24 protein-coding genes are annotated in these 24,074 nt (G+C 47.5%); 13 read left to right on the top strand and 11 right to left on the bottom strand.

Going from position 1 to position 24,074, the window contains the following annotated elements:
- The first annotated feature begins 62 nt into the window (after positions 1-62).
- The 12 genes from MJ770_RS05095 (at position 63) to rng (ending at position 12,910) form a co-directional block, all read left to right on the top strand.
- Entirely contained in the window at positions 63-974 is a 912-nt protein-coding gene (locus MJ770_RS05095) for a hypothetical protein (protein WP_239250523.1), read from the top strand.
- A 316-nt stretch (positions 975-1,290) separates the two neighbouring features.
- A complete protein-coding gene (locus MJ770_RS05090) occupies positions 1,291-2,343 on the top strand; it encodes a hypothetical protein (protein WP_239250522.1) in 1,053 nt (350 codons plus the stop codon).
- A 420-nt stretch (positions 2,344-2,763) separates the two neighbouring features.
- Entirely contained in the window at positions 2,764-4,272 is a 1,509-nt protein-coding gene (ilvA, locus tag MJ770_RS05085; RefSeq protein WP_239250521.1) for a threonine ammonia-lyase, biosynthetic, read from the top strand.
- Between the two features lie 94 nt (positions 4,273-4,366).
- Positions 4,367-4,543, top strand: coding sequence for a hypothetical protein (locus MJ770_RS05080; protein ID WP_239250520.1), 177 nt, complete (start codon positions 4,367-4,369; stop codon positions 4,541-4,543).
- Positions 4,544-4,611: 68 nt separating this feature from the next.
- Positions 4,612-5,211, top strand: a complete 600-nt coding sequence (locus MJ770_RS05075) for a 5-formyltetrahydrofolate cyclo-ligase (RefSeq protein ID WP_239250519.1) — start codon at positions 4,612-4,614, stop codon at positions 5,209-5,211.
- Between the two features lie 103 nt (positions 5,212-5,314).
- Positions 5,315-7,975 carry a pyruvate dehydrogenase (acetyl-transferring), homodimeric type gene (gene aceE, locus MJ770_RS05070; protein ID WP_239250518.1) on the top strand — a complete coding sequence of 887 codons (2,661 nt, stop codon included), beginning with the start codon at positions 5,315-5,317 and terminating at the stop codon, positions 7,973-7,975.
- Between the two features lie 17 nt (positions 7,976-7,992).
- On the top strand, positions 7,993-9,315 hold the full coding sequence (aceF, locus tag MJ770_RS05065; protein ID WP_239250517.1) for a dihydrolipoyllysine-residue acetyltransferase: 1,323 nt from the start codon (positions 7,993-7,995) through the stop codon (positions 9,313-9,315).
- A gap of 3 nt (positions 9,316-9,318) precedes the next feature.
- Entirely contained in the window at positions 9,319-9,975 is a 657-nt protein-coding gene (gene nadD / locus MJ770_RS05060) for a nicotinate-nucleotide adenylyltransferase (RefSeq protein ID WP_239250516.1), read from the top strand.
- Between the two features lies 1 nt (position 9,976).
- Complete coding sequence (rsfS, locus tag MJ770_RS05055) at positions 9,977-10,336, top strand: ribosome silencing factor (RefSeq protein ID WP_239250515.1); 360 nt, start codon at positions 9,977-9,979, stop codon at positions 10,334-10,336.
- A complete protein-coding gene (gene rlmH, locus MJ770_RS05050) occupies positions 10,333-10,803 on the top strand; it encodes a 23S rRNA (pseudouridine(1915)-N(3))-methyltransferase RlmH (protein WP_239250514.1) in 471 nt (156 codons plus the stop codon). The genes rsfS and rlmH overlap by 4 nt, the downstream gene beginning before the upstream one ends.
- 32 nt (positions 10,804-10,835) lie before the next feature.
- Positions 10,836-11,453, top strand: a complete 618-nt coding sequence (locus MJ770_RS05045) for a Maf family protein (RefSeq protein WP_239250513.1) — start codon at positions 10,836-10,838, stop codon at positions 11,451-11,453.
- Positions 11,450-12,910, top strand: coding sequence for a ribonuclease G (gene rng, locus MJ770_RS05040; protein WP_239250512.1), 1,461 nt, complete (start codon positions 11,450-11,452; stop codon positions 12,908-12,910). Before MJ770_RS05045 ends, rng begins: the two co-directional genes overlap by 4 nt.
- 596 nt (positions 12,911-13,506) lie before the next feature.
- Here the strand turns inward: rng and MJ770_RS05035 are convergent.
- Positions 13,507-14,724, bottom strand: coding sequence for a type II secretion system F family protein (locus MJ770_RS05035; RefSeq protein WP_239250511.1), 1,218 nt, complete (start codon positions 14,722-14,724; stop codon positions 13,507-13,509).
- A 688-nt stretch (positions 14,725-15,412) separates the two neighbouring features.
- Between MJ770_RS05035 and MJ770_RS05030 the strand changes: the two genes are divergently transcribed.
- Positions 15,413-15,601: a hypothetical protein gene (locus MJ770_RS05030; RefSeq protein WP_239250510.1), complete on the top strand. Its 189-nt coding sequence runs from the start codon at positions 15,413-15,415 to the stop codon at positions 15,599-15,601.
- Positions 15,602-15,858: 257 nt separating this feature from the next.
- Here MJ770_RS05030 and MJ770_RS05025 read toward each other — a convergent pair whose 3' ends face one another.
- The 10 genes from MJ770_RS05025 to ybeY form a co-directional block, all read right to left on the bottom strand.
- Positions 15,859-16,578, bottom strand: a complete 720-nt coding sequence (locus tag MJ770_RS05025; protein WP_239250509.1) for a DUF2490 domain-containing protein — start codon at positions 16,576-16,578, stop codon at positions 15,859-15,861.
- A 526-nt stretch (positions 16,579-17,104) separates the two neighbouring features.
- The gene (gene nusB / locus MJ770_RS05020; RefSeq protein ID WP_239250508.1) at positions 17,105-17,581 is read right to left on the bottom strand and encodes a transcription antitermination factor NusB; all 477 of its coding nucleotides are present in this window, start codon (positions 17,579-17,581) and stop codon (positions 17,105-17,107) included.
- Positions 17,578-18,030 (bottom strand): 6,7-dimethyl-8-ribityllumazine synthase, encoded by a 453-nt coding sequence (gene ribH, locus MJ770_RS05015; protein WP_239250507.1) that lies wholly within the window; start codon positions 18,028-18,030, stop codon positions 17,578-17,580. Before ribH ends, nusB begins: the two co-directional genes overlap by 4 nt.
- Positions 18,031-18,122: 92 nt before the next feature.
- On the bottom strand, positions 18,123-19,217 hold the full coding sequence (gene ribBA / locus MJ770_RS05010) for a bifunctional 3,4-dihydroxy-2-butanone-4-phosphate synthase/GTP cyclohydrolase II (protein ID WP_239250506.1): 1,095 nt from the start codon (positions 19,215-19,217) through the stop codon (positions 18,123-18,125).
- Positions 19,218-19,222: 5 nt separating this feature from the next.
- Positions 19,223-19,816: a riboflavin synthase gene (locus MJ770_RS05005; RefSeq protein ID WP_239250505.1), complete on the bottom strand. Its 594-nt coding sequence runs from the start codon at positions 19,814-19,816 to the stop codon at positions 19,223-19,225.
- Positions 19,817-20,041: 225 nt separating this feature from the next.
- Positions 20,042-21,154 (bottom strand): bifunctional diaminohydroxyphosphoribosylaminopyrimidine deaminase/5-amino-6-(5-phosphoribosylamino)uracil reductase RibD, encoded by a 1,113-nt coding sequence (gene ribD, locus MJ770_RS05000; RefSeq protein WP_239250504.1) that lies wholly within the window; start codon positions 21,152-21,154, stop codon positions 20,042-20,044.
- Between the two features lie 2 nt (positions 21,155-21,156).
- Positions 21,157-21,636: a transcriptional regulator NrdR gene (gene nrdR / locus MJ770_RS04995; RefSeq protein ID WP_239250545.1), complete on the bottom strand. Its 480-nt coding sequence runs from the start codon at positions 21,634-21,636 to the stop codon at positions 21,157-21,159.
- 120 nt (positions 21,637-21,756) lie between these two features.
- A complete protein-coding gene (gene glyA / locus MJ770_RS04990; protein WP_239250503.1) occupies positions 21,757-23,001 on the bottom strand; it encodes a serine hydroxymethyltransferase in 1,245 nt (414 codons plus the stop codon).
- A 101-nt stretch (positions 23,002-23,102) separates the two neighbouring features.
- Positions 23,103-23,282 (bottom strand): hypothetical protein, encoded by a 180-nt coding sequence (locus MJ770_RS04985; RefSeq protein WP_239250502.1) that lies wholly within the window; start codon positions 23,280-23,282, stop codon positions 23,103-23,105.
- A 180-nt stretch (positions 23,283-23,462) separates the two neighbouring features.
- On the bottom strand, positions 23,463-23,930 hold the full coding sequence (gene ybeY, locus MJ770_RS04980) for an rRNA maturation RNase YbeY (protein ID WP_239250501.1): 468 nt from the start codon (positions 23,928-23,930) through the stop codon (positions 23,463-23,465).
- Between the last annotated feature and the right edge of the window lie 144 nt (positions 23,931-24,074).

The following is a 24,074-nucleotide window of genomic DNA, read 5'->3' as shown; positions in this document are numbered from 1 at the left end:
TTTGCTATGTTTATAAACCAACCCGATAAAAAAATTTTGTTTTATTGGCGTCTACCTTTACGTTGCCCCTACACAATTTGCCTACCCTTACTGCATACGTAGCAAACTGCCTTATAGGCGGCATCGAGGTAACACACCGCCCCGACGGATCTTGGATACGTGACGTTGTCCGTTTTAAATGCGGCAAGTGGAAGTTTTGCTTTCGACAACGTACTGATGTCGCACATGGAAAAACTGAAGATCTTCATGGAACATTCTGCGAAACGACAACCGTAGAAGTCGATGACGTTCAATCAAACCATTCAGAAGATGTGCTAGCTACTCTCGACGCAATTTGTTGGCTGCTATCATTTGCCACCGAATCACAAGTACTTTGTTATGGCCATCATTTTCCAACGTGCAAAACAACCGGGCATATCAAATCGGTATCCGGAATCGCCAACCCCTTCCGCCCGCCGTTTAACTTGGCCTACCCTGTAAAAATTAAGAACTTTGTTGAACAAGCGTACCCAGTCTATTTCAGACTGAGTAAAAAACGTAAGTTGCCCGTTGTCTTTCACTATTTGCTACAGGCCACGCGCCCAAGCCAACCGACTGAAATCCGACTCTTACTGCTCTTTATTACATTGGAAAATTTGAAAGACACTTATGCACGCACGGCTGGCATTTCATACATCAAAGGCTACTATCGAAAGCCACCGAGCAAGCCAGGCAAACCAGGCGCCCAATTTTCATTTGAAGACTTGCTTTCCGAAATGCTGCTGTCCGTAGGTATGCGTAGAGGGCTAAAGCAAATTGTAACATTGCGTAATGAGATCATTCACTCAGGCCTTTCTCGAAAATCTCATGCGATGCAATTGAGTATATACGAGCGCATACAGGATATTCTTCGCGAGTACATCTTGCGGCTCCTCGGCTATCACGGAGAGTTTTTCTTATATGCCTCTCAAGGCTGTGCCACCAGGAAGGTCTAACCCTGCGAAATCTAAAGCGCTGATGAAAGAAAGGTGGTTAGACTCTGAAATAAAGGGGCAAACACGATAGGTTGCGCTGAATGCAATGAAGCCCAACATCTCACCACTCACCATATGAAAAATACACGAATCAAGTTGCTTGATCAATACATATAAGCAAGAGCATCGCATTGAAAAATAAAATAGAAAAGATTTGTAAAATTATTATAAATCAAGTAATTTGACCTACTATTATCTGTCTTTAAATAAATAATTTCATTAAATCAAAATTAGTCCACTTTTTAAAATGCGATATATTTCTCTATTTGTTTTGCTAATGGCACCCTTAATAGCTTGGGCTCAAGACCATGAAAATAAAGATATAAAATCAAGTTTTCCGCAAGACGCATCTCATTCAATAACTACTGACAGCGATAATAACGCTTATGCATCGGCAACAATAGGAAATGGATTCGCGTATGGCAAAGGCGTAGTTGGCGACAGATATATGGAAGGACGTACCTTTGAATTCCGGTTCGGCAAAGAAATAAGTGTCCCGGCATTCCTTGCTGAAAAGTTTAATCTACATGATGCAAAACTTCGACTCGATTTATTTCATTTTAATGAAGGCCATCCTGATAATAATCACCGTGATGGCTTTGGTGCTCAAATGGTTTACAGAAAGCCTGTCAGCCAAAAGATAAATTTAGAATTGGGTCTCGGCCCCTACTTTAGTATGAATACCACAACCATCAAGGGCGTTGAACTCAATGAGGCAAAATTGGGCGCGCTGCTATCAGTTGCAGCTTTGGTGGATCTGAATAGATTTTCTCCAGGGTTGCATATGCGGTATGCACTTAACCATGTTTCCATGCCAGAAAAGCATTCTTCAGTTGCTTTACTTGTTGGAATCGGGAAATATTTTGACAAGGTGCCCGCACGCATCCAGTCAGAGTCCTATAGTAATCCGATTTGGCTTGGAATAACTGCAGGTATTTCTCAAACCAACCATGGCGTATCAGAGGGCGCTCTGGGGTTTTCTGTAGAAGCTAAAAAATACTATGGGAACCATTGGGGAGCTTCAATTTCTGGGATTATGGAGGGTGACGACGAAGTTCGAGTACATCGCAATGGTGTAGCGGCCCAAGGATGGTTCGTACAACCCCTGGATAAAAATTGGGCTGCCAGCGCGGGTATTGGACCTTATGTAGCGATGAATAAACGGGGAACGAACAATCATCAATTGCATAGCCTGATTTCGTTTCAGGTAGAACGATATATTGACATCAAATGGAAGGGATTTGTTAATTTCAGCCGAGTTACCACTTTTACATCAAAGAACGATCGAGACCTCTTCAGGATAGGTCTCATGAAAGAGTTTGGCATATAGGTTGCATTCCCCAAAAAAGTTGTAAACAACTAAAATGACTACTTGGTTAGACACAATGTGCAGCCGCGCAATTTCGTCATCCGTTATATAGATTATATATTTGAAGCTGCTCGTTATGATTCATTCTTCACATCTCCATTCGTCGGAATACGCATATCTTGCTCCATTTCATGCTTGCCGATAGCGCTGACTGAGCATCGTAGCTATTCAAAAATAACCACTTATCGTTACAGTTCAGTGAAATATGAAGTAGAAAATGCCGCCATTGAGAACCATGGGTAGTAAGTTTAATCACCAGTGGACATTTCTATATGGAGGTAAGTGGACATTATTACTTTGCTAACAAGCCATATGGAAACCCTTTCTGGTTGCACACAATTCCTGCTAATCTTGCATCATTAACTAATTTATTGAGCCTTCATGGAAAGTTATTTAAGTCGTATCCTCACCGCCCGCGTATATGACGTGGCTATTGAAAGCCCGTTGGATGTTGCGCCCAAGCTGTCCACTCGCATTGGCAATAAGATTCTGCTCAAACGAGAAGACATGCAGCCGGTATTTTCGTTCAAGTTACGCGGCGCCTATAACAAGATGGCGAAATTGTCGTCGGCGCAGCTTAAGCGGGGTGTCATCGCTGCCTCAGCCGGTAATCACGCTCAGGGCGTAGCGTTGTCGGCGCAGAAACTGGGCTGCAAGGCCATCATTGTCATGCCAGTGACCACGCCGCAAATTAAGGTGGATGCGGTTGCCAGCCGAGGTGCAAAAATAATATTGCATGGCGACTCTTATTCTGATGCCTATTTGCATGCATTGGAATTGGAGAAAAAACTCAAGCTTACCTTCGTCCATCCGTATGACGATTCCGACGTAATCGCCGGACAGGGAACTATCGGTATGGAAATACTGCGGCAGCATAGCCATCCTATTCATGCTGTTTTTGTGCCCATCGGCGGCGGCGGCCTAATTTCAGGCGTTGCTGCTTACGTCAAAGCGGTGCGCCCGGAAATCAAGGTTATCGGTGTGCAACCATTAGAGTCCAATGCCATGAGCCGCTCGATTAAGGCTGGCAAGCGCGTCACGCTTGAGCATGTTGGCTTGTTTGCTGATGGCGTGGCTGTAAAAAAGGTCGGGCAGGAGACTCTCCGTTTATGCCGCAAATTGGTGGACGAAATTATACTGGTAGACACAGACGCCATCTGTGCCGCGATTAAGGATGTGTTCGAAGATACCCGCACAAATCTTGAGCCTGCTGGAGCGCTGGCTATTGCTGGTGCCAAGCTGTATGTAGAACGCGAAAAATTAAAGGGAAAGACGCTGGTGGCAATTGCTAGCGGTGCCAACATGAATTTTGACCGTTTGCGTTTCATTGCAGAGCGGGCAGAGCTCGGCGAAAACCGCGAGGCTATTCTGGCAGTGAGCATACCGGAAACCCCCGGCAGCTTTCGCAAATTTTGTACTTTGCTAGGTCAGCGCAATATAACTGAGTTCAATTATCGTTATGCGAATCCCAATGAGGCACATGTGTTCGTCGGCGTGCAAGTGAAAGATCAGTCTGAAACCACCAAGCTCGTTGCCACGCTGGAGAAACACAAACTACCCGCGTCGAATTTCACTGACAACGAAATGGCCAAGCTTCACGTACGCCATTTGGTAGGGGGGCATGCACCTGGCTTGCAGGATGAAATCCTGTTTCGCTTCGAATTTCCGGAACGCCCTGGCGCACTGATGACTTTTCTTAATAGCATGAACCATAGCTGGAACATTAGCTTGTTCCACTATCGCAACCATGGTGCGGATTACGGCCGCGTACTGATCGGTATGCAAGTGCCGCATCATGACAAGAAGCCGCTGCGAATTTTTTTGGATAATCTCGGTTATCGTTATTGGGATGAGAGTGAGAATCCAGCATACATGAAGTTCTTAAGCTGACAGATAAGTGTTCGTAGTGTGCGAGTGAATTTGAGTTAGCCATTACTTAAAAATCCGCAACCATTTTTCGTGAGTTCATGCGGGAACGATTGTTATGGATGCTGTTCTGAGCAGTTTGATATTCTGCGGTTATGGCTTATATAACGAAGAAGAAAAATATTTCTCCTTTTGGGATGGCATCCAGAAATCCAGTTCGAGTTTCTGGACGGATTATTCAAGTCAGCATGCGGCGGTAATTGCTGCATTCACAGCAAAACTCTTGAACAAATAATGTAAAACGTCTGTTGATATTTTAAAAAACACCGTGTATTTGAATATATGAGCAAAGATAATTCGCCCATGGCAATTCAGGTTGCGAAACAGTCTCTCAGACAACGTATAATTGCCGCGCGTGAACAATTGACCGTAGCTGATCGGACACGCTTGAGCCATGCCATCTCGGTGCGCATCGCTAACCTGAATGCTTATCGCACGGCCAACACTGTGCTGGCATATATGAACTTCGGCGCGGAAGTTTCCACCGAAAAATGGGTGCAACAAGCATTGCGCGATGGTAAGTGCGTGCTGATGCCCAAAGTGAACTGCGCCACGAAAGAATTGGATGTTTACCGAGTGACGAACTTGCAGCATGATTTGGCACCTGGCAAGTGGAACATACTCGAACCACTGGTTGAGCGCTGCGACAAAATAAATTCTTTGCAAGACGTGGATTTTATCTTGTTGCCTGGAATAGCATTCGGGCGAGACGGTGCGCGACTAGGTTACGGCGGTGGATTTTATGACAAGCTGTTGGCACGAATTAAGAATGTGAACCCGAGCTACTGCCCTGCGCTGGTTGCTGGAGCATTCGCTATTCAGCTGGTCGAAGGCATACCGCAGGAAACCACCGACCATAAAGTAGAATGGGTGGTGACGGAAACCGAAACAATTAAAGTGTGATACTGACCTACACCCAGGCAAATAACACGCTTTTGTACACGCACCAAACATACAAGTTGGTGCGTGTACAAACTAACAATAAAGAGTGATAGAGGGCAGATATATGGATGATTTACCTGATTCCGATTCACAGGAAACACAAGAGTGGCTGGATGCTCTGGACTCAGTGTTGGAGAATGACAGCGCGGAACGCGCGCATTACCTGATCAGCCAGCTGATCCGAAAAGCACACCTGGCCGGTTTCGCTCTGCCGATTAAAACGATCACACCTTACCTGAACACCATACAGCTCGACAAGGAGCAACGTTCGGCCGGCAATCACGAACTTGAGCATCGCATTCGTGCCCTCACGCGATGGAACGCGATGGTTATTGTGATTAATGCCAATCGCGAGTCATCTGAACTGGGTGGTCACATTGCTACCTTTGCTTCGGCGGCCACGCTTTATGATGTAGGGTTTAACCACTTTTTCCATGGCAAGACAGAGGATCATGGCGGTGACCTGATTTATTTTCAGGGACATGCTTCGCCCGGTATATACGCACGAGCCTTTCTGGAGGGACGTCTCAGCGAGGAGCAATTGTATAATTTTCGCCAAGAAGTAAATGGTGACGGCATACCCTCTTACCCGCATCCATGGCTGATGCCCAATTTCTGGCAGTTTCCTACCGTGTCTATGGGTTTGGGTCCGCTGATGGCTATTTACCAAGCACGTTTCATGCGCTATCTGGAGAATCGGAGCATTGTCAGTACCGATGGACGCAAAGTATGGGCATTTCTCGGTGATGGCGAAACTGATGAGCCGGAATCACTGGGGGCGATTTCATTGGCTGCGCGCGAAAAATTGGATAATCTGATTTTCGTTATTAACTGTAACCTGCAACGACTGGATGGTCCTGTGCGTGGCAACGGCAAGATCATTCAGGAGTTGGAAGGTGTATTCCGTGGTGCGGGCTGGAACGTAATCAAGCTTGTGTGGGGCGGACAATGGGATCGTTTGTTCGAGAAGGACAAAACAGGACTATTGCTAAAGCGCATGGAAGAAGCGCTAGACGGCGAATACCAAACATACAAATCCAAAAATGGCGCTTATGTGCGCCAGCATTTTTTTGGCAAATACCCCGAATTACTAGAACTGGTCGCCGACATGTCGGACGATGAAATCTGGCATCTTGATCGTGGTGGACACGATCCGCATAAGGTTTTTGCCGCTTATTCTGCCGCAGTAAACCATAAGGGACAACCCACAGTTATTCTGGCCAAGACCATAAAGGGCTATGGTATGGGTGAAGCAGGCGAAGCGCAAAACATCACCCACCAGCAAAAAAAAGTGGGCGAAGAAGCATTGCGAAAATTCCGTGATCGCTTCAATATTCCAGTGACCGATGAACAGCTCACCAAATTGCCTTTCTGTCGTCCATCCGATGATAGCTTGGAAATGCGTTATCTGCACGAGCGTAGTAAAGCCATGGGCACGGTACCCGATCGCAAAGTAGTGGCAAAGCCTTTGCAGATACCGGGATTGGATGCCTTTGAAGTATTACTGAAAGGTACCGAAGATCGTGAAATTTCCACCACCATGGCTTTTGTGCGCATGCTGGGTATATTGGTGAAAGACAAAAATATTGGCAAGCTAGTGGTGCCTATCGTGCCGGACGAATCGCGCACTTTCGGCATGGAAGGATTGTTCCGCCAGCTCAGCATTTTTTCTCAAGTTGGCCAGTTGTATACACCGCAGGATGCCGATCAGTTGATGTTTTACAAGGAAGACAAGGCCGGGCAGATTTTACAGGAAGGTATCAATGAGGCAGGAGCAATGTCATCTTGGATTGCCGCATCCACAGCCTACGCCAACCATGGTGTGGCGATGGTACCGTTCTATATCTACTATTCAATGTTTGGCTTTCAGCGTGTCGGCGATTTGATCTGGGCGGCGGGCGACCAGCGTGCACGCGGCTTTCTGCTGGGGGGCACTGCCGGGCGCACCACATTGAATGGCGAAGGTCTGCAACATCAAGACGGCCACAGCCATCTGATGGCGGCGACCATTCCAAATTGTGTGTCCTACGATCCAACTTTTGCGTACGAACTGGCAGTGATTATTCAGGATGGCATGCGCCGCATGTATCAGGAACAAGAAGATGTGTTCTTTTACCTTACTGTGATGAATGAGAATTACAAGCATCCGGCAATGCCGGAGGGAATAGAGGCCGGCATTCTCAAGGGCATGTATTTATTCAATGAAGGCAAAGCTCAATCCGCCACGGCACCCACAGTGCAACTTCTGGGCAGCGGGACTATTCTGCGCGAAGTCATCGCAGCAGCTGAATTATTAGTGAAAGACTTTGGCGTAGTCCCTGACATCTGGAGCGTAACCAGTTTCAATGAATTACGTCGGGATGGACTGGATTGTGAGCGCTGGAACATGCTGCATCCCGAATCAGAACCACGCATAAGCTACGCCGAGCTATGTTTGGGTAAGCGCAAGGGACCAGTAATTGCCGCAACTGATTACATCAAAAGCTACGCTGACCAAATTCGTGCCTTCTTGCCCGGCAATTACAAGGTGTTGGGTACGGATGGTTTTGGCCGCTCTGATACGCGAAAGAAGCTACGCCATTTCTTCGAGGTTGATCGTTACTATATAGCAGTCGCCGCTTTAAAAGCGCTGGCTGACGAAGGCACGATGGCTATGAGCGAAGTCAGCAAGGCGATCAAACTATACAATATCAATCCCGACAAGCCGAACCCAACTACGGTATGAGCGAGCAGGAGACAAACGTGGCAGAAATCAAACAAGTGCTTTTGCCGGACATCGGTGACTACATAGATGTGCCGGTAATAGAAGTAATGGTAAAAGTGGGAGATACGGTCAAAGCTGAGCAGTCCTTGCTGACCCTGGAAACTGACAAGGCTACGATGGATGTGCCCGCTCCATTTGATGGGGTGGTGAATAATGTTAGCGTTAAAGTGGGCGACAAAGTATCTGAAGGTACACTGATTTTATCGATGGAAACCAGTACAACGGAAACGTCTGTTGAGGTTAGCCCCACCACCACACCGGCTCCGTTAAAAGAAGCAGAAAATTCAGCTGTCGCAAAACCTTCTGAAGCACCTGCCACAAAATCTGCTGAAGCACCTGCCGCAAAAACTATTGAAGCGCCTGCAGCGCCAACTGACTTGCCAAGTAACCATACAGGCAAAGCGCATGCCAGTCCGTCCATTCGGCGTTTTGCGCGTGAATTGGGAGTGGATCTCACACGAGTAAAAGGGGGTGGAAGTAAAGGACGCATTACCAAAAATGATGTGCAGAGCTTCGTTAAAACTGCACTTGCACAACCTCAAAGCGGCACGGGTGGCGCTGGCTTACAGGTTGCAGCCATGCCGGCAGTGGATTTTTCCAGGTTTGGCGTCACCGAAATCAAACCGCTCTCGCGCATCAAAAAGCTTTCTGGCGCCAATCTTCATCGCAACTGGGTCTCCATTCCACATGTTACCCAACACGATGAGGCTGACATCACTGAGATGGAAGTTTTTCGCAAGGAGCTTGGCGAAGAATACTCAAAACAGGGAATAAAAATCACCCCGGTTGCATTTTTGCTCAAGGCTGTGGTTACAGCTATGCAACAATATCCGAATTTCAATTCATCATTAGATTCTAGCGGTGAAAACTTGGTCCTGAAAAAATATTGTCACATCGGCGTGGCAGTGGATACGTCGGATGGCCTGGTGGTGCCAGTGTTACGTGATGTAGACCAAAAAGGCATCGTTCAATTGGCCAAGGAGTTGGGCGAAATCAGCATAATGGCACGGGAAAAAAAGCTCACCGCAACCGCTATGCAAGGTGGCTGTTTCACTATTTCAAGTCTGGGCGGCATCGGCGGAACAGCGTTTACACCTATAATTAATGCGCCAGAAGTAGCTATTCTGGGTGTATCTAAGGCGAGCATAAAGCCAGTATTCAAAGAGGGGGGGTTTGTACCGCGGCTCATGTTGCCACTGTCGCTGGCATATGATCACCGCGTAATCGATGGTGCGGATGCGGTGCGTTTCACAAGCTATCTTGGAAAAGTCTTGTCGGATGTTCGCCGATTGGTGCTATAACCCGTGAATCAAGCCCCCATCGGTATCTTGGGCGGCACGTTCGACCCTGTCCACAACGGTCATCTGCGCTTGGCACAGGAAGCGCTGGAGCAATGCTGCCTGGCTGCAGTACACTTTATTCCAAGCGGTACGCCACCGCACCGCACTGCGCCACGCGCTAGTGCGGTGCAGCGTCTGGATATGGCCCGTCTGGCACTACAAGGCAACGCTGCATTCGTGTTGGATGATCGAGAAATTTTTCGCGCCGATCCATGTTATACGGTAGACACACTTACTACGCTGCGTGCCGAGCTAGGTATGCAACAGCCGTTGTGTTTGTTGATGGGCGGCGATGCCTTCCTGCTGTTACACTCTTGGCATGAATGGAAAGATTTGTTCGAATTGGCACACATAGTAGTTATGCAGCGTGCCGGGCACCCACTTGGCAACATTATAAATGGGGCAAACGAGGCTTTGCGCGATGAGTACAGGGCACGCCTTGTCCCAGTGCCCCGCATTTTGCGTGAATCGCCTGCCGGAGCGATCCTGGTGGTGGATATGCCTGACCTGGAAATTTCCGCCACTGATATTCGTAAACGTTGTGCCGAAAATAAAAACATACATTACCTGCTACCAGACTTAGTGGCCGATTATATTCAACTACATCAACTATATACATAACATGCTAACCATTGAAGAAAAAATATTGGCCGTAGTGACCGCATTGGAAGACATTAAAGCCAATGATATCAGCGTACTAGATACCACCAAAAAAAGTCAGCTATTCGAGCGTATGGTAATCGCCAGCGCCAATTCACCGCGTCAAACCAGGGCCTTAGCTGATCATGTATCCAAACAACTCAAGCTGCGCGGTGAGCCAGCACTCAGCATAGAAGGTGAAGAAAGCGGGGAGTGGGTGCTAGTTGATCTCGGCGAAGTGGTAGTGCATATCATGCAGCCTGCAGTGCGCGCCTACTATCAGCTGGAAGAACTATGGAGTATGAGGCATCTGCCGCCTAAGGCAGATAGCGAAACAAAATGAAACTGTGGTTGGTGGCAGTCGGGCACAAGATGCCAGCCTGGATTACCACGGGCTTCACAGAGTATGCCAAGCGCATGGCACGCGAGGCTCAGATCGAACTTATAGAAATAAAACCGGAGCCGCGAACCACCGGCAAGAGCGTAGCGCAGATGATGGAGGCAGAAGCGCAGCGTATACTAACCGCTCTGCCAAAGGATGCGCTGCGCATTGCGCTGGACGAGCGCGGTGCGCATTTCTCCACCAAACAGCTAGCACAACAAATGCAAGGCTGGATGGGCGGTGGACGAGACGTGGCCTTCGTTATCGGGGGCGCGGATGGCTTGCACGAATCCATAAAAAACAGTGTGCAGCAGCTGCTAGCATTGTCGAGTATGACACTGCCGCATGGTTTGGTACGCGTACTGCTTGCGGAACAGTTGTATCGTGCCCACAGCATGTTGCACAATCACCCTTATCATCGTGAATGATGCAGCCCGCTAATATAGGATTTTAAAGTGCCATGATTCCTCACTCTCGTGTTTACCTCGCCTCGCAAAGTCCACGTCGCCGAGAGCTGCTGAAGCAGATCGGGATTAATTTTGAAACGCTGCTGTTACGTTCCAGCTTATCCCGCAAGATGGATGTGGATGAAACTCCGCGCAAAAATGAGTCACCTGAAGCACATGTGCAAAGGGTTTGCCAGGAGAAAGTGAGTGCCGGATGGATATTCCAGCGATCCCGCAATTTATTTCCACTCCCGGTTTTGGCTGCCGACACCAGCGTTATTCTGGACGGCAAAATTATTGGCAAGCCGCAAGATCGTGAACAGGCTGTAGCCACCCTGCGTGTGCTTTCCGGACGCCAACACCATGTATTGAGTGCTGTCGCAGTGTCCTTTGAAGAACGCACAGAAATGCGCCTGTCGGTCAGCAAGGTAACAATGGCCAAGCTTACCGAAGAGCGTATCCGACGCTACATCCTCACCAGCGAGCCGCTAGACAAAGCTGGCGCGTATGCCATCCAAGGTCACGCTGCGGTATTTATACAACACATAGATGGCAGTTACTCAGGTGTGATGGGGCTACCCCTGTTCGAAACGGCTGAACTGCTACAAATATTCGGTTATCCAATTCTGTGAATGACGAAATTCTTATCAACGTTACTCCGCAGGAAACCCGCGTTGCAGTTGTACAGCAGGGCATAGTGCAACAACTCCACATCGAGCGCGGCAGTAATCTCGGAGTAGTCAGTAATGTGTATATAGGACGCGTGAAACGCGTGCTGCCTGGTATGCAATCCGCATTCATCGACATTGGGCTTGAACGCTCAGCTTTCCTGCATGTGGCGGACATCTGGGAAAACCGCAATAACAGCGACACTGCTAAGCCCATTGAGAAAATGCTGTATGAGGGGCAGAGCCTGCTGGTACAGGTCATCAAGGACTCCATCGGCAGCAAAGGTGCCAGACTTTCCACACAAATCAGTATTGCCGGACGTTTGCTGGTGTTGTTGCCGCAGCAGCAGGAATCACACATCGGGGTATCGCAACGCATTGAGCATGAAGCTGAACGCGAGCTTCTACGCGCCAAGCTGCAGCAGTTGCTCCCCGACAATAGCAGCGGCGGCTATATCATCCGCACCATGGCTGAGACTGCTACGGACAAAGAATTGCTCGCTGACATGGAGTATCTGAATAAGCTATGGATAAAACTCCAAGAGCAAGCGAAAATATCCTCAGCCCCTTTTTTGTTATATCAAGAACTCAACATCAGCCTCTGCGTGTTACGCGATTACGTCAACGAAAGCACCACGCGCATCCTGGTAGATTCACTCGACACTTATCAACGTATGGCTGCCTTCGCACAGGATTTTATTTCCAGTGCGATGTCTCGACTGAAACACTATGTCGGCGAGCGTTCTTTATTTGATTTGTATGGAGTAGAAGAGGAAATTGAGCGTGCGTTGTCACGCCGCGTAAATCTCAAGTCAGGGGGCTATATCATCATTGACCAGACCGAAGCGCTCACTACGGTCGACGTTAACACCGGTGGCTTCGTTGGCTCGCGTAATTTTGACGACACTATCTTCAAAACAAATCTGGATGCCGCACAAGTGATTGCACGCCAGTTGCGACTGCGGAACTTAGGCGGCATCATCATTTGCGACTTTATTGACATGCATAACCAGGAGCATCGTGATGCCGTTCTAGAAGAACTAAAAAAGTCGCTGGCATGCGATCACACCCGTATCACAGTAAACGGCTTTTCCTCTCTAGGACTAGTGGAAATGACACGTAAACGCACGCGCGAAAGTCTGGCGCACATACTATGTGAGTCCTGCCCCACCTGCGATGGACGCGGCGAAGTAAAGACCGCACAGACCATATGCTATGAAATTGTGCGCGAAATTACGCGCGAAGCGCGCCAGTTTAATGCTCGTGAATATCGCATCCTGGCTTCACAACTGGTCATTGGCCTGTTTCTCGACGAAGAATCACAAAGCTTGGCCCAGCTTTCAGATCTTATCGGCAAACCTGTGTCATTACAGGTGGAAAGTTTATATAGCCAAGAGCAATACGACATTATCTTAATGTGATTCTTCTGTAATATCTATTGCGAAGCTGCTGTGATTCACTGTTAACCAGTTAATAGTAAATATAAACAGATGACACTAATGATGGCGTCAAGCATTTACAGAAAATGCACAAAATGGGCACAAGTAGCGATACCGACCTCAACATCTCCGAGATAGAACCACGGTTGTGAAAAAATAATTAAAACTTATGTTTCTGCTTCAATTGTCCCAAAAATTCCAGTCCATGAGCTTAGCCATGAAAAAGTTCGAGCAAGACAATGATTAACAACATTGAACCGTACTGAAATCTTCAGTACAAGTGTTGTGATTGATCCCAGCAGCAATGCATGGTTTTCAATCAACGGTATCAATGGATAAGTCAGCGCACACTTTGCACCAACAGTATTTATCGGGCGTGATACGTGTACGCGGAGAAAATGAGACAAATCACCTTTAATGTCAGAACTACCAGTCGTGACATTACGCTCAAAAAATTACATAAATGATGAGTGACCGCTTTTCGAAAATATTTTTAGAGGTGCCCTTTAGAGACGATTATATGATCACTGATTACTATTTGGATAAATGAACGATACTCAAGATATCTAATGAGCAGTTTAACCAACGGCCTGCCCCATCTTGAAAATAGGCAGGTACATCGCCACTACCATACCACCGATTAGTGTACCTAGCACCACCATGATTATAGGCTCCATCAGGCTGGCTAGCGCCGCCACAGCATCATCTACTTCTGCTTCAAAAAAATCTGCCACTTTGTTTAACATGCCATCCAGAGAACCTGCTTCTTCTCCTATTGCTACCATCTGCAGTACCATGCTTGGAAATACACCTACATTTTGCATGGCTTCCGTCAGGGTGCCACCTTGGCTGACTTCCCGCTGGATTATTTTGGTTGCATCAAAATACACCACGTTTCCAGCAGCACCTGCTACCGAGTTAAGCGCCTCCACCAGTGGCACTCCGGCGGCAAACATGGTTGCCAATGTGCGTGTCCATCGCGCTATAGAGGCCTTGCGAATTACACTTCCGAAAATTGGTAGCTTGAGCATTACCCTATCAAGAACGTCCTGCATTTTTTTGCTACGTTTCCAGAAATAAAAAAATGTGTAAAGTGCCCCTCCTAAAAGTCCGAAAATCGCCCACCAATAAGCAACGAAAAAATCGGAGATGCTCATCATAATTAGCGTAGGCGCAGGCAAATCTGCGCCAAAACTGGAGAATAGCTGTTTAAATGCCGGTATAACAAAAATCATGATCACTGCGGTGATAATAAATGCGATTGCAATAATTGAAACTGGATACATTAACGCCCCTTTGATTTTGCTCTTTATGGCTAGCGTTTTTTCCTGGTAGGTCGCCAAACGTTCCAACAAGCTATCCAGAATACCAGCGTGCTCGCCCGCGCCTATCAAATTGCAAAATAGATCGTCAAAATACAGTGGGAATTTCCGAAACGCCTGTTCCAAACTACTACCAGTTTCTACGTCGGTTTTAATATCATTCAGTAGGCGGGAAACAGAAGGATTGTGGTGTCCTTTGCCTACAATGTCGAATGATTGTAGAAGCGGTACGCCAGATTTCATCATGACCGCAAGCTGGCGCGTAAACAGAGTGAGATCTTTCTCTGTGATTTTTTTTCCTCCGCCACTGCGGGTTTTTTTTATACTGGTAGCATTAATGCCTAGTCGTCTCAGCTGCATGGCAGCAACTGCATTGCCGGCAGCACGTACTTCACCTTTTACCAGTTTGCCGGATTTATCCTTACCTTCCCATTGATATTGAAACTCTATTTTTTTCAGTCTTTCTGCTGCCATGACGTTTCCTTAATGACAATTCGCAACAAAGTTAAGCAAGCTGTTATGAAACATAAATCAGTTCAGCGCAAAATGATCAGTACGTGACCGCCGCGGCTCATTGAAGCCACTCATTCTAATTTTTATCGGTCATTTCCAGCCGAGCTTTAACCGCTTTGTAAGTCTGCAGCGAATCTTCCACGATTTGGGCGACAGCTGTGGTTTGTTTTTTATCACCGTTGCTACACGATTCTGAGGCTGGATTATCTAAATTTAGTAATCTGGCGAAGTTTGAACTTTAACCAGAGCATCTATGAAAAGCATTAAGGCATGTGAATCGGCGCACTGGTTTGAAGAATTACAACCCAGGGTACAAATTTCGGATACTCTAAGGTCCGGTAAGTCGATATCTTTATAAAGGTCGCCTCTAACAATTCAATTTTGCGAGCTGCTTACCCCGTTGCCAGGCAAAACAAGTCGCTAGTAAAAAACTGAAAACAGCATATATCTGATATACGGTGATAATTTTTTCGAGTAACGCGGTATTGTGACGAATATTGGATTTTTAACGGTGCCCTAAATGCGTGATGCTATTCAGCCAGCAGTTAGGGTGCGAAGTAGTAGAATTGAATGTGCAGGTGGATCACGTAAACTTGTAGGTCAAAGTGTCACCTGAATTATCTGTACCGGGCTTGATGGAGCTATTGAAATGTCCGACGGTGGTAAGGTTGTTCAACGTATTTCCGTTTCACGAGAAACGACCGTGTTGGTGCAATCATTTCTGAGCGAATGGATATTGCGCCGACACTGTGGGACTGAACGGAGTGATGCTAAAAAAGCAAGTGCGATTTCAAAAGAAAGAAGCGCAGCATCAGAAGCAATTACAACTGGAGCCTAACAGATCACCTTCTCGAGAGGTGAAGTAGGCATGCTCCCCTTTGGAGGCGTTAGGCAATGCCACGTTATACGAGCGGGATATGTTTACTCCATGTTGGTGAGCTTTGAGTCTTTTTGCTTTGCGACACGCAAAGCATTCGGTCGCCGCATGTGAAGGTGCAGCACGTGGTGCTCCATAATGCATCGGGTTATTCAGCATACGGCCCCAGTTACTCCTTGTGATGTGGGGCTTCATATCGTTCAGTTCAACCAATCAGGCTAAAACTTAAACCGAATATTGCTTTGTAAATTATGAGTGAATAAATTCATATCTGTCTTATCGTCCACGTACTGCCCCATATAACCTAAATCTGCGCCAATTTTATTGGTAAATTGATAACTCAATCCCGTAAATATACGGTTTTCAGAAAAGCCTCGTTTACCAAAACTATTTTTATTGGCATAGAAAAGAACTTCATCACCTAAGTACGCACTGAGTCCGTTTACAAATGGTATGGGGTGGCTAAACTGTATCAACTGCCTAGGACGAACACCAACATTGCCCGACTTCTCGTTAATTCTTTGTTCCACACGTGTACGTAGCATTAACTGAAGGTTACTACCAAGTGTTTGTTTCCAGAGAAAATCTTGATAAGGCCGACTTTCTTTAAAAGACGGTTTGTTGAGTGGGTCAATCCAATTACGGACATAACCACCCCAAAACGACGCATTTGAAGTCACTTGATAACCTATTTGACTAAACAATACATTTTCAGTGAACCTTAAGCCTTTTGCAGAATCATCACGGGTACGTGTTTGATTCATTATTTCCCATTTAACTTTTTCGAGATTAGGCGAAACCGATTTTAAATCACCTTGCAACGTAACAGCAGTCCATGTGCCGAACATATTGTTTGTGTGTGGCTCGCCCGCAAAACTCGCTGTTGAATGAGCCAATAATAAGGCGCTTAGCATTAAGGTTTTTTTATTTACATTCATTAATTTATTTCCTTTTATATAGGCTCCAACCGTTTCTTTACTATAGAAAAATATAAGCATGTACAGGTGCAGTTACATACAAATTAAAACCACAGCTACGATGCATATGATAATCAGACTATAAATATAAATCGTCATTGTCAATATAACACGAATATAAATCGTTATTGTTCATGTAAATTGCCCGCAACATAATAAACGTCTTGCGATATCTGTCAAGCCTCGCCTGTTTATAAACACGCTTAACACATAGATCTGGTTTTTTTCGTACGATTTCTGCGATGACTAGATGGTCGTCAGGTAGCTCTAAGAACGCTGCGGGACAGGAAGATAAGACATTGAATTTGATTACAAAAGCGGCCTCCAGCTCAGTGACTTATGCGAAGCGGGGTTTGCTTCACCAGGGCTGCTTATGCGGTCACTCCACGCTCAATGGTGCCGCGCAAGAGCGATAAACTGGGGTCCGTGGTTCGAATGGTGAATTGATTTATTTACCTTGCACGGCTTGATGCGCCTGCACCCACTATCAAGTGACAATTTTGCCGCTATTTCCGCTTACTTCAACTGTGCGAACTTGCGCGGCCACTTTGTCCAGCACGCCGTTAACGAACTTGTGCCCGTCTGTACCACCAAAAATTTTGGCGAGCTCTACCGCTTCGTTGATAGCCACACGATAGGGAATTTCTGAAAGATATATTAATTCGTAGGCACCGATTAGCAGCACAGAAAACTCAACTGGGCTAAGTTCATCCAAGGTGCGATCAAGATGCATGGCAACTACCGTCTCAAGATCGGCATGATGGGTCAGCACACCACGCAGCAGCTTACTGAAAAACTCTACATCGTAACGACCTACTCCTTTTTCAGCGCGAATTTGTTTTTCGATTTGTAATTGATCATCACTCGTCAAGCGCCATTGATAAATGCCCTGCAAAGCGAGTTCGCGTGAGCGGCGGCGCGAACTTTTGGGAGCCACTTTCGCTTGGGTGGCTGGTTCAGTCATGCCAAATCCTTCAATAAATTTACCATCTCGATCGCCACTAACGCAGCTTCCGTGCCCTTAATATTCATGCGTTCTTCTGCTTGCTCATCGACATCGGTTGTAAGAATGGCATTGGCGATGGGCAAACCGCCATGCAGTTGTACTTCGCTCACCCCGCGCGCGGACTCATTAGCTACAATTTCGAAGTGGTAAGTATCCCCGCGAATGACCGCGCCCAGCGCTATAAGCGCGTCGAACCTTCCGCTTTGAGCCATGCATTGCAGCACCAGTGGTATCTCCAATGCGCCCGGCACGCTTGCCAGCGTGATGTCTTCATCGCTCACACCTTGCTGGACAAGCTGCCCACGACAGGCAGCCAGTAAACCTTCGCAAACCACAGGATTAAAGCGGCTTTGTACGATGCCAATACGCATTCCTGCGCCGTTCAGACTTTTTTCGATTTCTTTCATTTTTTTTCCTGATAGCTCGCCCAGCTTACCTTTGTCAAGAAAGGCTAAAAGCGCTTGTAACGTGATGAGTAGTAACTGGAAATGTCCCTTATTTATTCGTGCGGTGCATAACCAACAACTTCCAAACCAAATCCCGCCATACTCGGCAGCTTGCGCGGTGTAGCAAGCAGACGCATTTTGCCGACATTCAGGTCGCGTAGAATCTGCGCACCGATACCGTAACTACGCAAATCCCACTGGGGGATATGGTGCGTCTCAGGCATCACTTCAACACGCGCCAACAAATCACTCGAGGTTTCGTTGCGATGCAATAACACCAACACCCCCGCGGATGAGTGGCTAATTTTCTGCATCGCATCATGCACGCTGATTGAATTTGTGAAACTTACCTGCTCCATAAAGTCCAGCACTGACAGTGGTTCATGCACACGCACTAGCGTCTCAACTTGCGGCTGGATGTCACCCTTTACCAAAGCCAAATGGGTGCGCTGCGTAGTTTTATCCACATAGCTGATTAGATCGAATGCGCCATAAGCAGTTTGTACTGACCGTTTTGCCACGCGCTCGACAAGCTTCTCATGCTGGCTACGATGCTCGATCAGGTCGGCAATGGTGCCGATTTTCAAGCTATGCAGTTTCGCAAACTCTATCAGGTCAGGCAAGCGTGCCATCTCGCCATCATCTTTTAAGATTTCGCAGATAACTGAAGCGGGGGTCAACCCCGCCAATTGCGCCAAATCACAACCCGCTTCGGTATGACCCGCGCGCACCAGCACACCACCTTTTTGCGCCATGAGCGGAAAAATATGTCCCGGCTGCACGATGTCTGCAGGTTTGGCATTTTTATTCACGGAAACCTGCACGGTGCGTGCACGATCGGTTGCAGAAATCCCCGTCGTCACCCCACTCGCCGCTTCAATGGAAAGTGTGAAATTGGTTCCCAACGGGGAACCATTGTCGCGCACCATTAAAGGCAGGTTAAGCTGCTTGCAATGTGTGTCTGTCAGTGTAAGGCAAATCAGTCCGCGCCCATGCTTGGCCATGAAATTTATTTTCTCAGGCGTAACGAATTCGGCGGCAAACAACAAGTCGCCCTCGTTTTCACGGTCTTCCTCGTCCACCAGGACTACCATGTGTCCGGCACGGATTTCAGCAATTATTTCTTGTATCGGTGCAATATCTGTCATGTTCACTAACCCCGTGCTTGCATAATACGTTCAACGTAACGCGCAATAAGGTCAATTTCCACATTGACCTTATCCCCAGCACTTAACTCGTTCAGTGTGGTCACCTCTAATGTATACGGAATTAAATTCACGCTGAACACATCACCTTCCACCTGATTCACTGTCAGGCTCACACCATTAATTGTGATGGAGCCTTTCACCGCGATGTATTTCGCCAATGATTGCGGTACACGCACACTTAGCTTCCAGCTTTCGACGAGATCTGAAAATTCCACCACCTCGCCCACACCGTCCACATGGCCACTCACCAGATGCCCGCCCAGCCTATCTGCCAAGCGCAGCGCTTTTTCAAGATTGACGCGATTACCCTGCACCTCCAGCCCGACCGTACAATTCAATGTTTCTTGCGACACGTTTGCACTGAAACGATTGCCATCAATTTTTACTACAGTCAGACACACACCGTTCACTGCAATGCTGTCGCCAAGCTGTACGTCCTCTATGCCCAGCGAACGAGTGACTACGGAGAGATTCAAACCTCCATCACAATTTTCCGTACACTCAATGGTGCCCACGTCTGCGATGATGCCACTAAACATACTGCACTCTGATTTCGTTGGGTGCATACAACTTTACGATTTCCAAAACTCTTCCCATTAACGTTTGACTTGCACAAGAAACTCAATTAAAACAGAATCAATTTAGTAAAATTTTGTTCAATATCAGGTCACATGTGGATTAATATTTATTATTCATCTACTGCATTTGGATCGATCCCCATTTTCCCGAAAACATCTCTAAATCTAATCAGAACAAGCAAACATTCATTTATGACGTACTCGTGCCACGATACGCATATCTTTGCCGACATTTCGCACATCCTGCCATTCCAATTCCACGCGCTGATCCAGCATAGTAAATTCACCCAGTTGCGCCATGCCGCGCGCCACATCACCAAGCAACTGCGGTGCAATATACAGCACCAATTCATCTACCAGCCCCGCTTGGAGCAGCGCGCCATTCAAGATACTACCCGCTTCCACCAGCACTTCGTTGCAGCCGTTTACAGCCAGATCGCGCAGCATCGCAATTAGATCTACACGCCCACACTCATCTGGCAACACAGCTACGCGCACACCCAATTTTTCGAGTTCGACAATTTTTTGGAAGTCTTGTGCTGCAGTGTAAACCACCACATTACCTCCGCACAGAATTCGTGCCGTTAGCGGTAACTGCAGCTGGCTATCCAACACCGCACGCAATGGCTGACGCACGAATTTAATCTCATGTATGGCCAAATCCAGTTCACGTACGTTAAGCTGCGGATCATCAGCCAGCACTGTACCAATGCCAGTAAGCACTGCGCAGGAACGCCCGCGCCAGTGTTGCACATCTTGTCGCGCTGCTGCACCAGTAATCCACTGGCTCATACCATTATTCAATGCCGTGCGTCCATCCAGACTCATGGCGATCTTGCTGCGTATCCACGGTATGCCACGTGTCATACGTGAGGAAAATCCAATATTAAGTTCGCGCGCCGAAACTTCCATCAATCCGCACTCGACCTCGATACCTGCAGCGCGCAATTTTTCCATACCTTTTCCTGCCACCTGCGGATTAGGGTCTTGCATTGCTACCACCACACGTGTCACGCCTGCACCAACCAACGCGTCGGCACAAGGAGGCGTTTTGCCTTGGTGGCTGCAAGGCTCGAGCGTAACGTAAACAGTTGCACCGCGCGCCGCCTCGCCAGCTGCACGCAATGCATGCACTTCAGCATGAGGTTCGCCAGCATTTTGGTGCCAACCCTCTCCCACGATCTTGTTATCGCGCACTAGCACACAACCGACTCTCGGATTGGGGCTGGTGGTATACAGACCGCGCTCTGCCAGTCGCAATGCGCTAGCCATCCACGAATTATCTAGAGTGGACAGCACCTTTAACTCACTCGCGGTTTGGATTTTACAGGCGATTTGCGCACCGCTTCGATCGCCTCAGAAAAGTCTCTAACATCCTGGAAACTTTTGTAAACCGACGCGAAACGAATGTAGGCCACTTTGTCCAGCCGCAACAATTCCGTCATCACCATCTCGCCGATTTGCCGAGAGTCGACCTCACGTTCACCAAGAGCGAACACTCGTTGTATAACGTGATCTATGGCCGCATCCACCAGTTCTGTAGGAACCGGACGCTTATGCAATGCACGATTAAAACTGGTGTTCAGCTTTTCTTCATCGAACTCAGCGCGCACACCGTTCTGTTTGACCACCTGGGGCATTCGCAGCTCGACTGTCTCAAAGGTGGTAAAGCGTTTTTCGCAAGATAGGCAGCGACGGCGGCGGCGAATGCTATCTCCCTCCTCACTGTCGCGTGTATCCACCACTTGAGTGTCGGGCCCTTTACAAAACGGGCATTTCATCGGGTTGAAGAATAAAAAACAAGAAGCGGCAATCGAAAAACGGAAATTGAGGCGCACCGAAATGAACAAAGAATTAAAGCCCTCCGGTTTTCCTTAACCTTTTTTCCTGCCGCTGCACCTCTAACCATATACTGGAAATTTCGCACATAGCTGCTTCACATCCTCAGCTACACGGCTTATCACCGCATCATCATTCGGCGCATTGAGTACATCCGCAATCAGGTGCGCCAGCTTCTCCGCTTCCAATTCTTTAAAACCACGCGTAGTCATTGCCGGGCTGCCGATGCGAATACCGCTGGTAACGAACGGTTTTTGTGGGTCGTTAGGGATAGCATTCTTGTTCACCGTGATGTGCGCTCGTCCCAGCGCCGTCTCAGCGTCCTTGCCGGTTATATGCTTGGATTGCAAATCCACCAGGAACATATGGCAGTCGGTACGCCCAGACACTATGCGCAGGCCGCGTTCCTGTAACACTTTGGCCATTACGCGGGCGTTATCAATCACCTGTTTTTGGCATTCTTTAAATTCCTTGGTCATTGCCTCCTTAAACGCCACGGCCTTGGCGGCAATTACATGCATTAAGGGACCTCCCTGTATACCAGGGAATATCGCAGAATTAAGCACTTTTTCAAATTCCGCTTTAGCCAAGATAATACCGCCACGTGGACCACGCAACGTCTTATGGGTGGTGCTGGTGACAAAATCAGCAATACCTACTGGACTGGGATAGTAACCGGCCGCCACCAGTCCGGCGTAATGAGCCATGTCCACGAACAAATATGCCCCCACGCTGTCGGCAATGGCACGGAAACGCTTCCAGTCGATCACCAAAGAATAGGCGGAAGCACCAGCAACAATCATCTTGGGCTTATGTTCCTGAGCCAGCTTTTCCACTGTATCGTAATCAATCTCTTCTTTTTCGTTGAGGCCATAAGTAACGGCGTTATACAGCTTGCCACTAAGATTCATAGAAGCGCCATGAGTCAGATGCCCACCATGCGCCAGCGACATGCCAAGAATGGTGTCACCCGGCTTGAGCATCGCCAAGTATACCGCCTGATTGGCTTGCGAGCCGGAATGCGGTTGGACATTGACATATTCAGCACCAAATAAAGCCTTTACACGATCAATAGCCAGTTGTTCCGCTACGTCCACGTATTCGCAGCCGCCGTAGTAGCGCTTTCCGGGATACCCTTCGGCATACTTGTTAGTCAACTTGCTGCCCTGCGCTTCCATCACGGCTGGGCTGGTGTAATTTTCTGAAGCGATCAGCTCAATATGATCCTCCTGGCGGCGACTTTCATCCTGGATAGCTGTCCATAATTCAGGGTCGGAATGAGCAATAGTGTTTTTATTAGAGAACATGATGGATTTCCAATAGGTCAATGAAGGGGAAAGGCACTTATTTTATCACGTTGGCTGGGAACAAACTTGTTACAGCCACATGAGCACAAGCACTATAAATCTTACATCACGCAGTAAACTCGCATCTCACCGGTCATAAATGGAGTTGCGTCTATGACGCTGTAACACAGCAAAATAAAATCGTCGATCACAATATATTCGCCGCGCTTCAGTAACTGTCTAGTCGACCTGAGCAGCAAACCGCCGAAGGCATCACTCACGAGGGCTTGTTCATTACTCATTGACTGCGCGCCAAATGTATTTGCGAGCCTCTACTTCGTAGATTATTAGCTTATATACAATTTATACTTAAGTGATATTTTTTAGTAACGCCATATTGAGACGAAACATGGATTTTTAGAGAGGAACGGAGAGTTCTTTAAAAATCACACTTAAGATTATTTATCTATAAAAAACTCTTATTAAACTTGAAATTTGTAAGGATCAACATGCCCTAATTTTGCCAGTAACTTGGTTTCCAGCGTTTCCATTATGACGGCATCCTGCTCATTTTCGTGGTCATACCCTTGCAAATGCAGGGCGGCATGGATGGCGAGGTGAGCGTAGTGAGCTCGCAAATCCTTGTGTTGCTCACATGCTTCCTGCTCCACCACTGGCGCGCATATCACGATATCGCCATACAGAAAAACGGCAGTATCAGACAATTGGTCCATATCTGCGTAAGTAAACGTAAGTACGTTAGTAGCGTAATCTTTGCCGCGAAATTGTTTGTTCAGCGCACGCCCTTCTATTTCGTCTACGACACGTAACACGATGCGCACATCACGTTGCAATGCAGCCTTTATCCAACGGCGGAACTGCTGACGTGTAGGCAAGCTCATCCCCTCGACCGCATATTGAACCGACAGGGATAATTTATGCGTAGCCATAGTCCTCAATTCAAAACCAAATTATTGAACAATGTGTTGCATGTGCTGAAATGGAATAATAATCGCTCTCAAAAATACTCAGGAGCTGTCGCGTAATAATTTTACCTGACTTTGCCATGCACCCGCCGAAGTATGGAGACTGTT

It is taken from the genome of Candidatus Nitrotoga sp. M5 (genome assembly GCF_927904885.1).
In the GTDB taxonomy this organism is placed as follows: Bacteria; Pseudomonadota; Gammaproteobacteria; order Burkholderiales; family Gallionellaceae; genus Nitrotoga.
The sequence above is the reverse complement of the archived record's forward strand: the minus strand, read 5'-3'. Positions and strand labels throughout refer to the sequence as shown.

Coding starts and splice junctions, on each gene's coding strand:
- MJ770_RS04985 (WP_239250502.1), bottom strand. CDS start 23,282: ATGAGTAATGAACAAGCCCTCGTGAGTGATGCCTTCGGCGGTTTGCTG.
- MJ770_RS05030 (WP_239250510.1), top strand. CDS start 15,413: ATGTCCGACGGTGGTAAGGTTGTTCAACGTATTTCCGTTTCACGAGAA.
- MJ770_RS05080 (WP_239250520.1), top strand. CDS start 4,367: ATGGATGCTGTTCTGAGCAGTTTGATATTCTGCGGTTATGGCTTATAT.
- MJ770_RS05005 (WP_239250505.1), bottom strand. CDS start 19,816: ATGTTTAGTGGCATCATCGCAGACGTGGGCACCATTGAGTGTACGGAA.
- rlmH (WP_239250514.1), top strand. CDS start 10,333: ATGAAACTGTGGTTGGTGGCAGTCGGGCACAAGATGCCAGCCTGGATT.
- ilvA (WP_239250521.1), top strand. CDS start 2,764: ATGGAAAGTTATTTAAGTCGTATCCTCACCGCCCGCGTATATGACGTG.
- aceE (WP_239250518.1), top strand. CDS start 5,315: ATGGATGATTTACCTGATTCCGATTCACAGGAAACACAAGAGTGGCTG.
- MJ770_RS05025 (WP_239250509.1), bottom strand. CDS start 16,578: ATGAATGTAAATAAAAAAACCTTAATGCTAAGCGCCTTATTATTGGCT.
- glyA (WP_239250503.1), bottom strand. CDS start 23,001: ATGTTCTCTAATAAAAACACTATTGCTCATTCCGACCCTGAATTATGG.
- nrdR (WP_239250545.1), bottom strand. CDS start 21,636: ATGAAATGCCCGTTTTGTAAAGGGCCCGACACTCAAGTGGTGGATACA.
- ribBA (WP_239250506.1), bottom strand. CDS start 19,217: ATGACAGATATTGCACCGATACAAGAAATAATTGCTGAAATCCGTGCC.
- rsfS (WP_239250515.1), top strand. CDS start 9,977: ATGCTAACCATTGAAGAAAAAATATTGGCCGTAGTGACCGCATTGGAA.
- MJ770_RS05035 (WP_239250511.1), bottom strand. CDS start 14,724: ATGGCAGCAGAAAGACTGAAAAAAATAGAGTTTCAATATCAATGGGAA.
- ybeY (WP_239250501.1), bottom strand. CDS start 23,930: ATGGCTACGCATAAATTATCCCTGTCGGTTCAATATGCGGTCGAGGGG.
- nusB (WP_239250508.1), bottom strand. CDS start 17,581: ATGACTGAACCAGCCACCCAAGCGAAAGTGGCTCCCAAAAGTTCGCGC.
- MJ770_RS05090 (WP_239250522.1), top strand. CDS start 1,291: ATGGCACCCTTAATAGCTTGGGCTCAAGACCATGAAAATAAAGATATA.
- MJ770_RS05045 (WP_239250513.1), top strand. CDS start 10,836: ATGATTCCTCACTCTCGTGTTTACCTCGCCTCGCAAAGTCCACGTCGC.
- ribH (WP_239250507.1), bottom strand. CDS start 18,030: ATGAAAGAAATCGAAAAAAGTCTGAACGGCGCAGGAATGCGTATTGGC.
- MJ770_RS05075 (WP_239250519.1), top strand. CDS start 4,612: ATGGCAATTCAGGTTGCGAAACAGTCTCTCAGACAACGTATAATTGCC.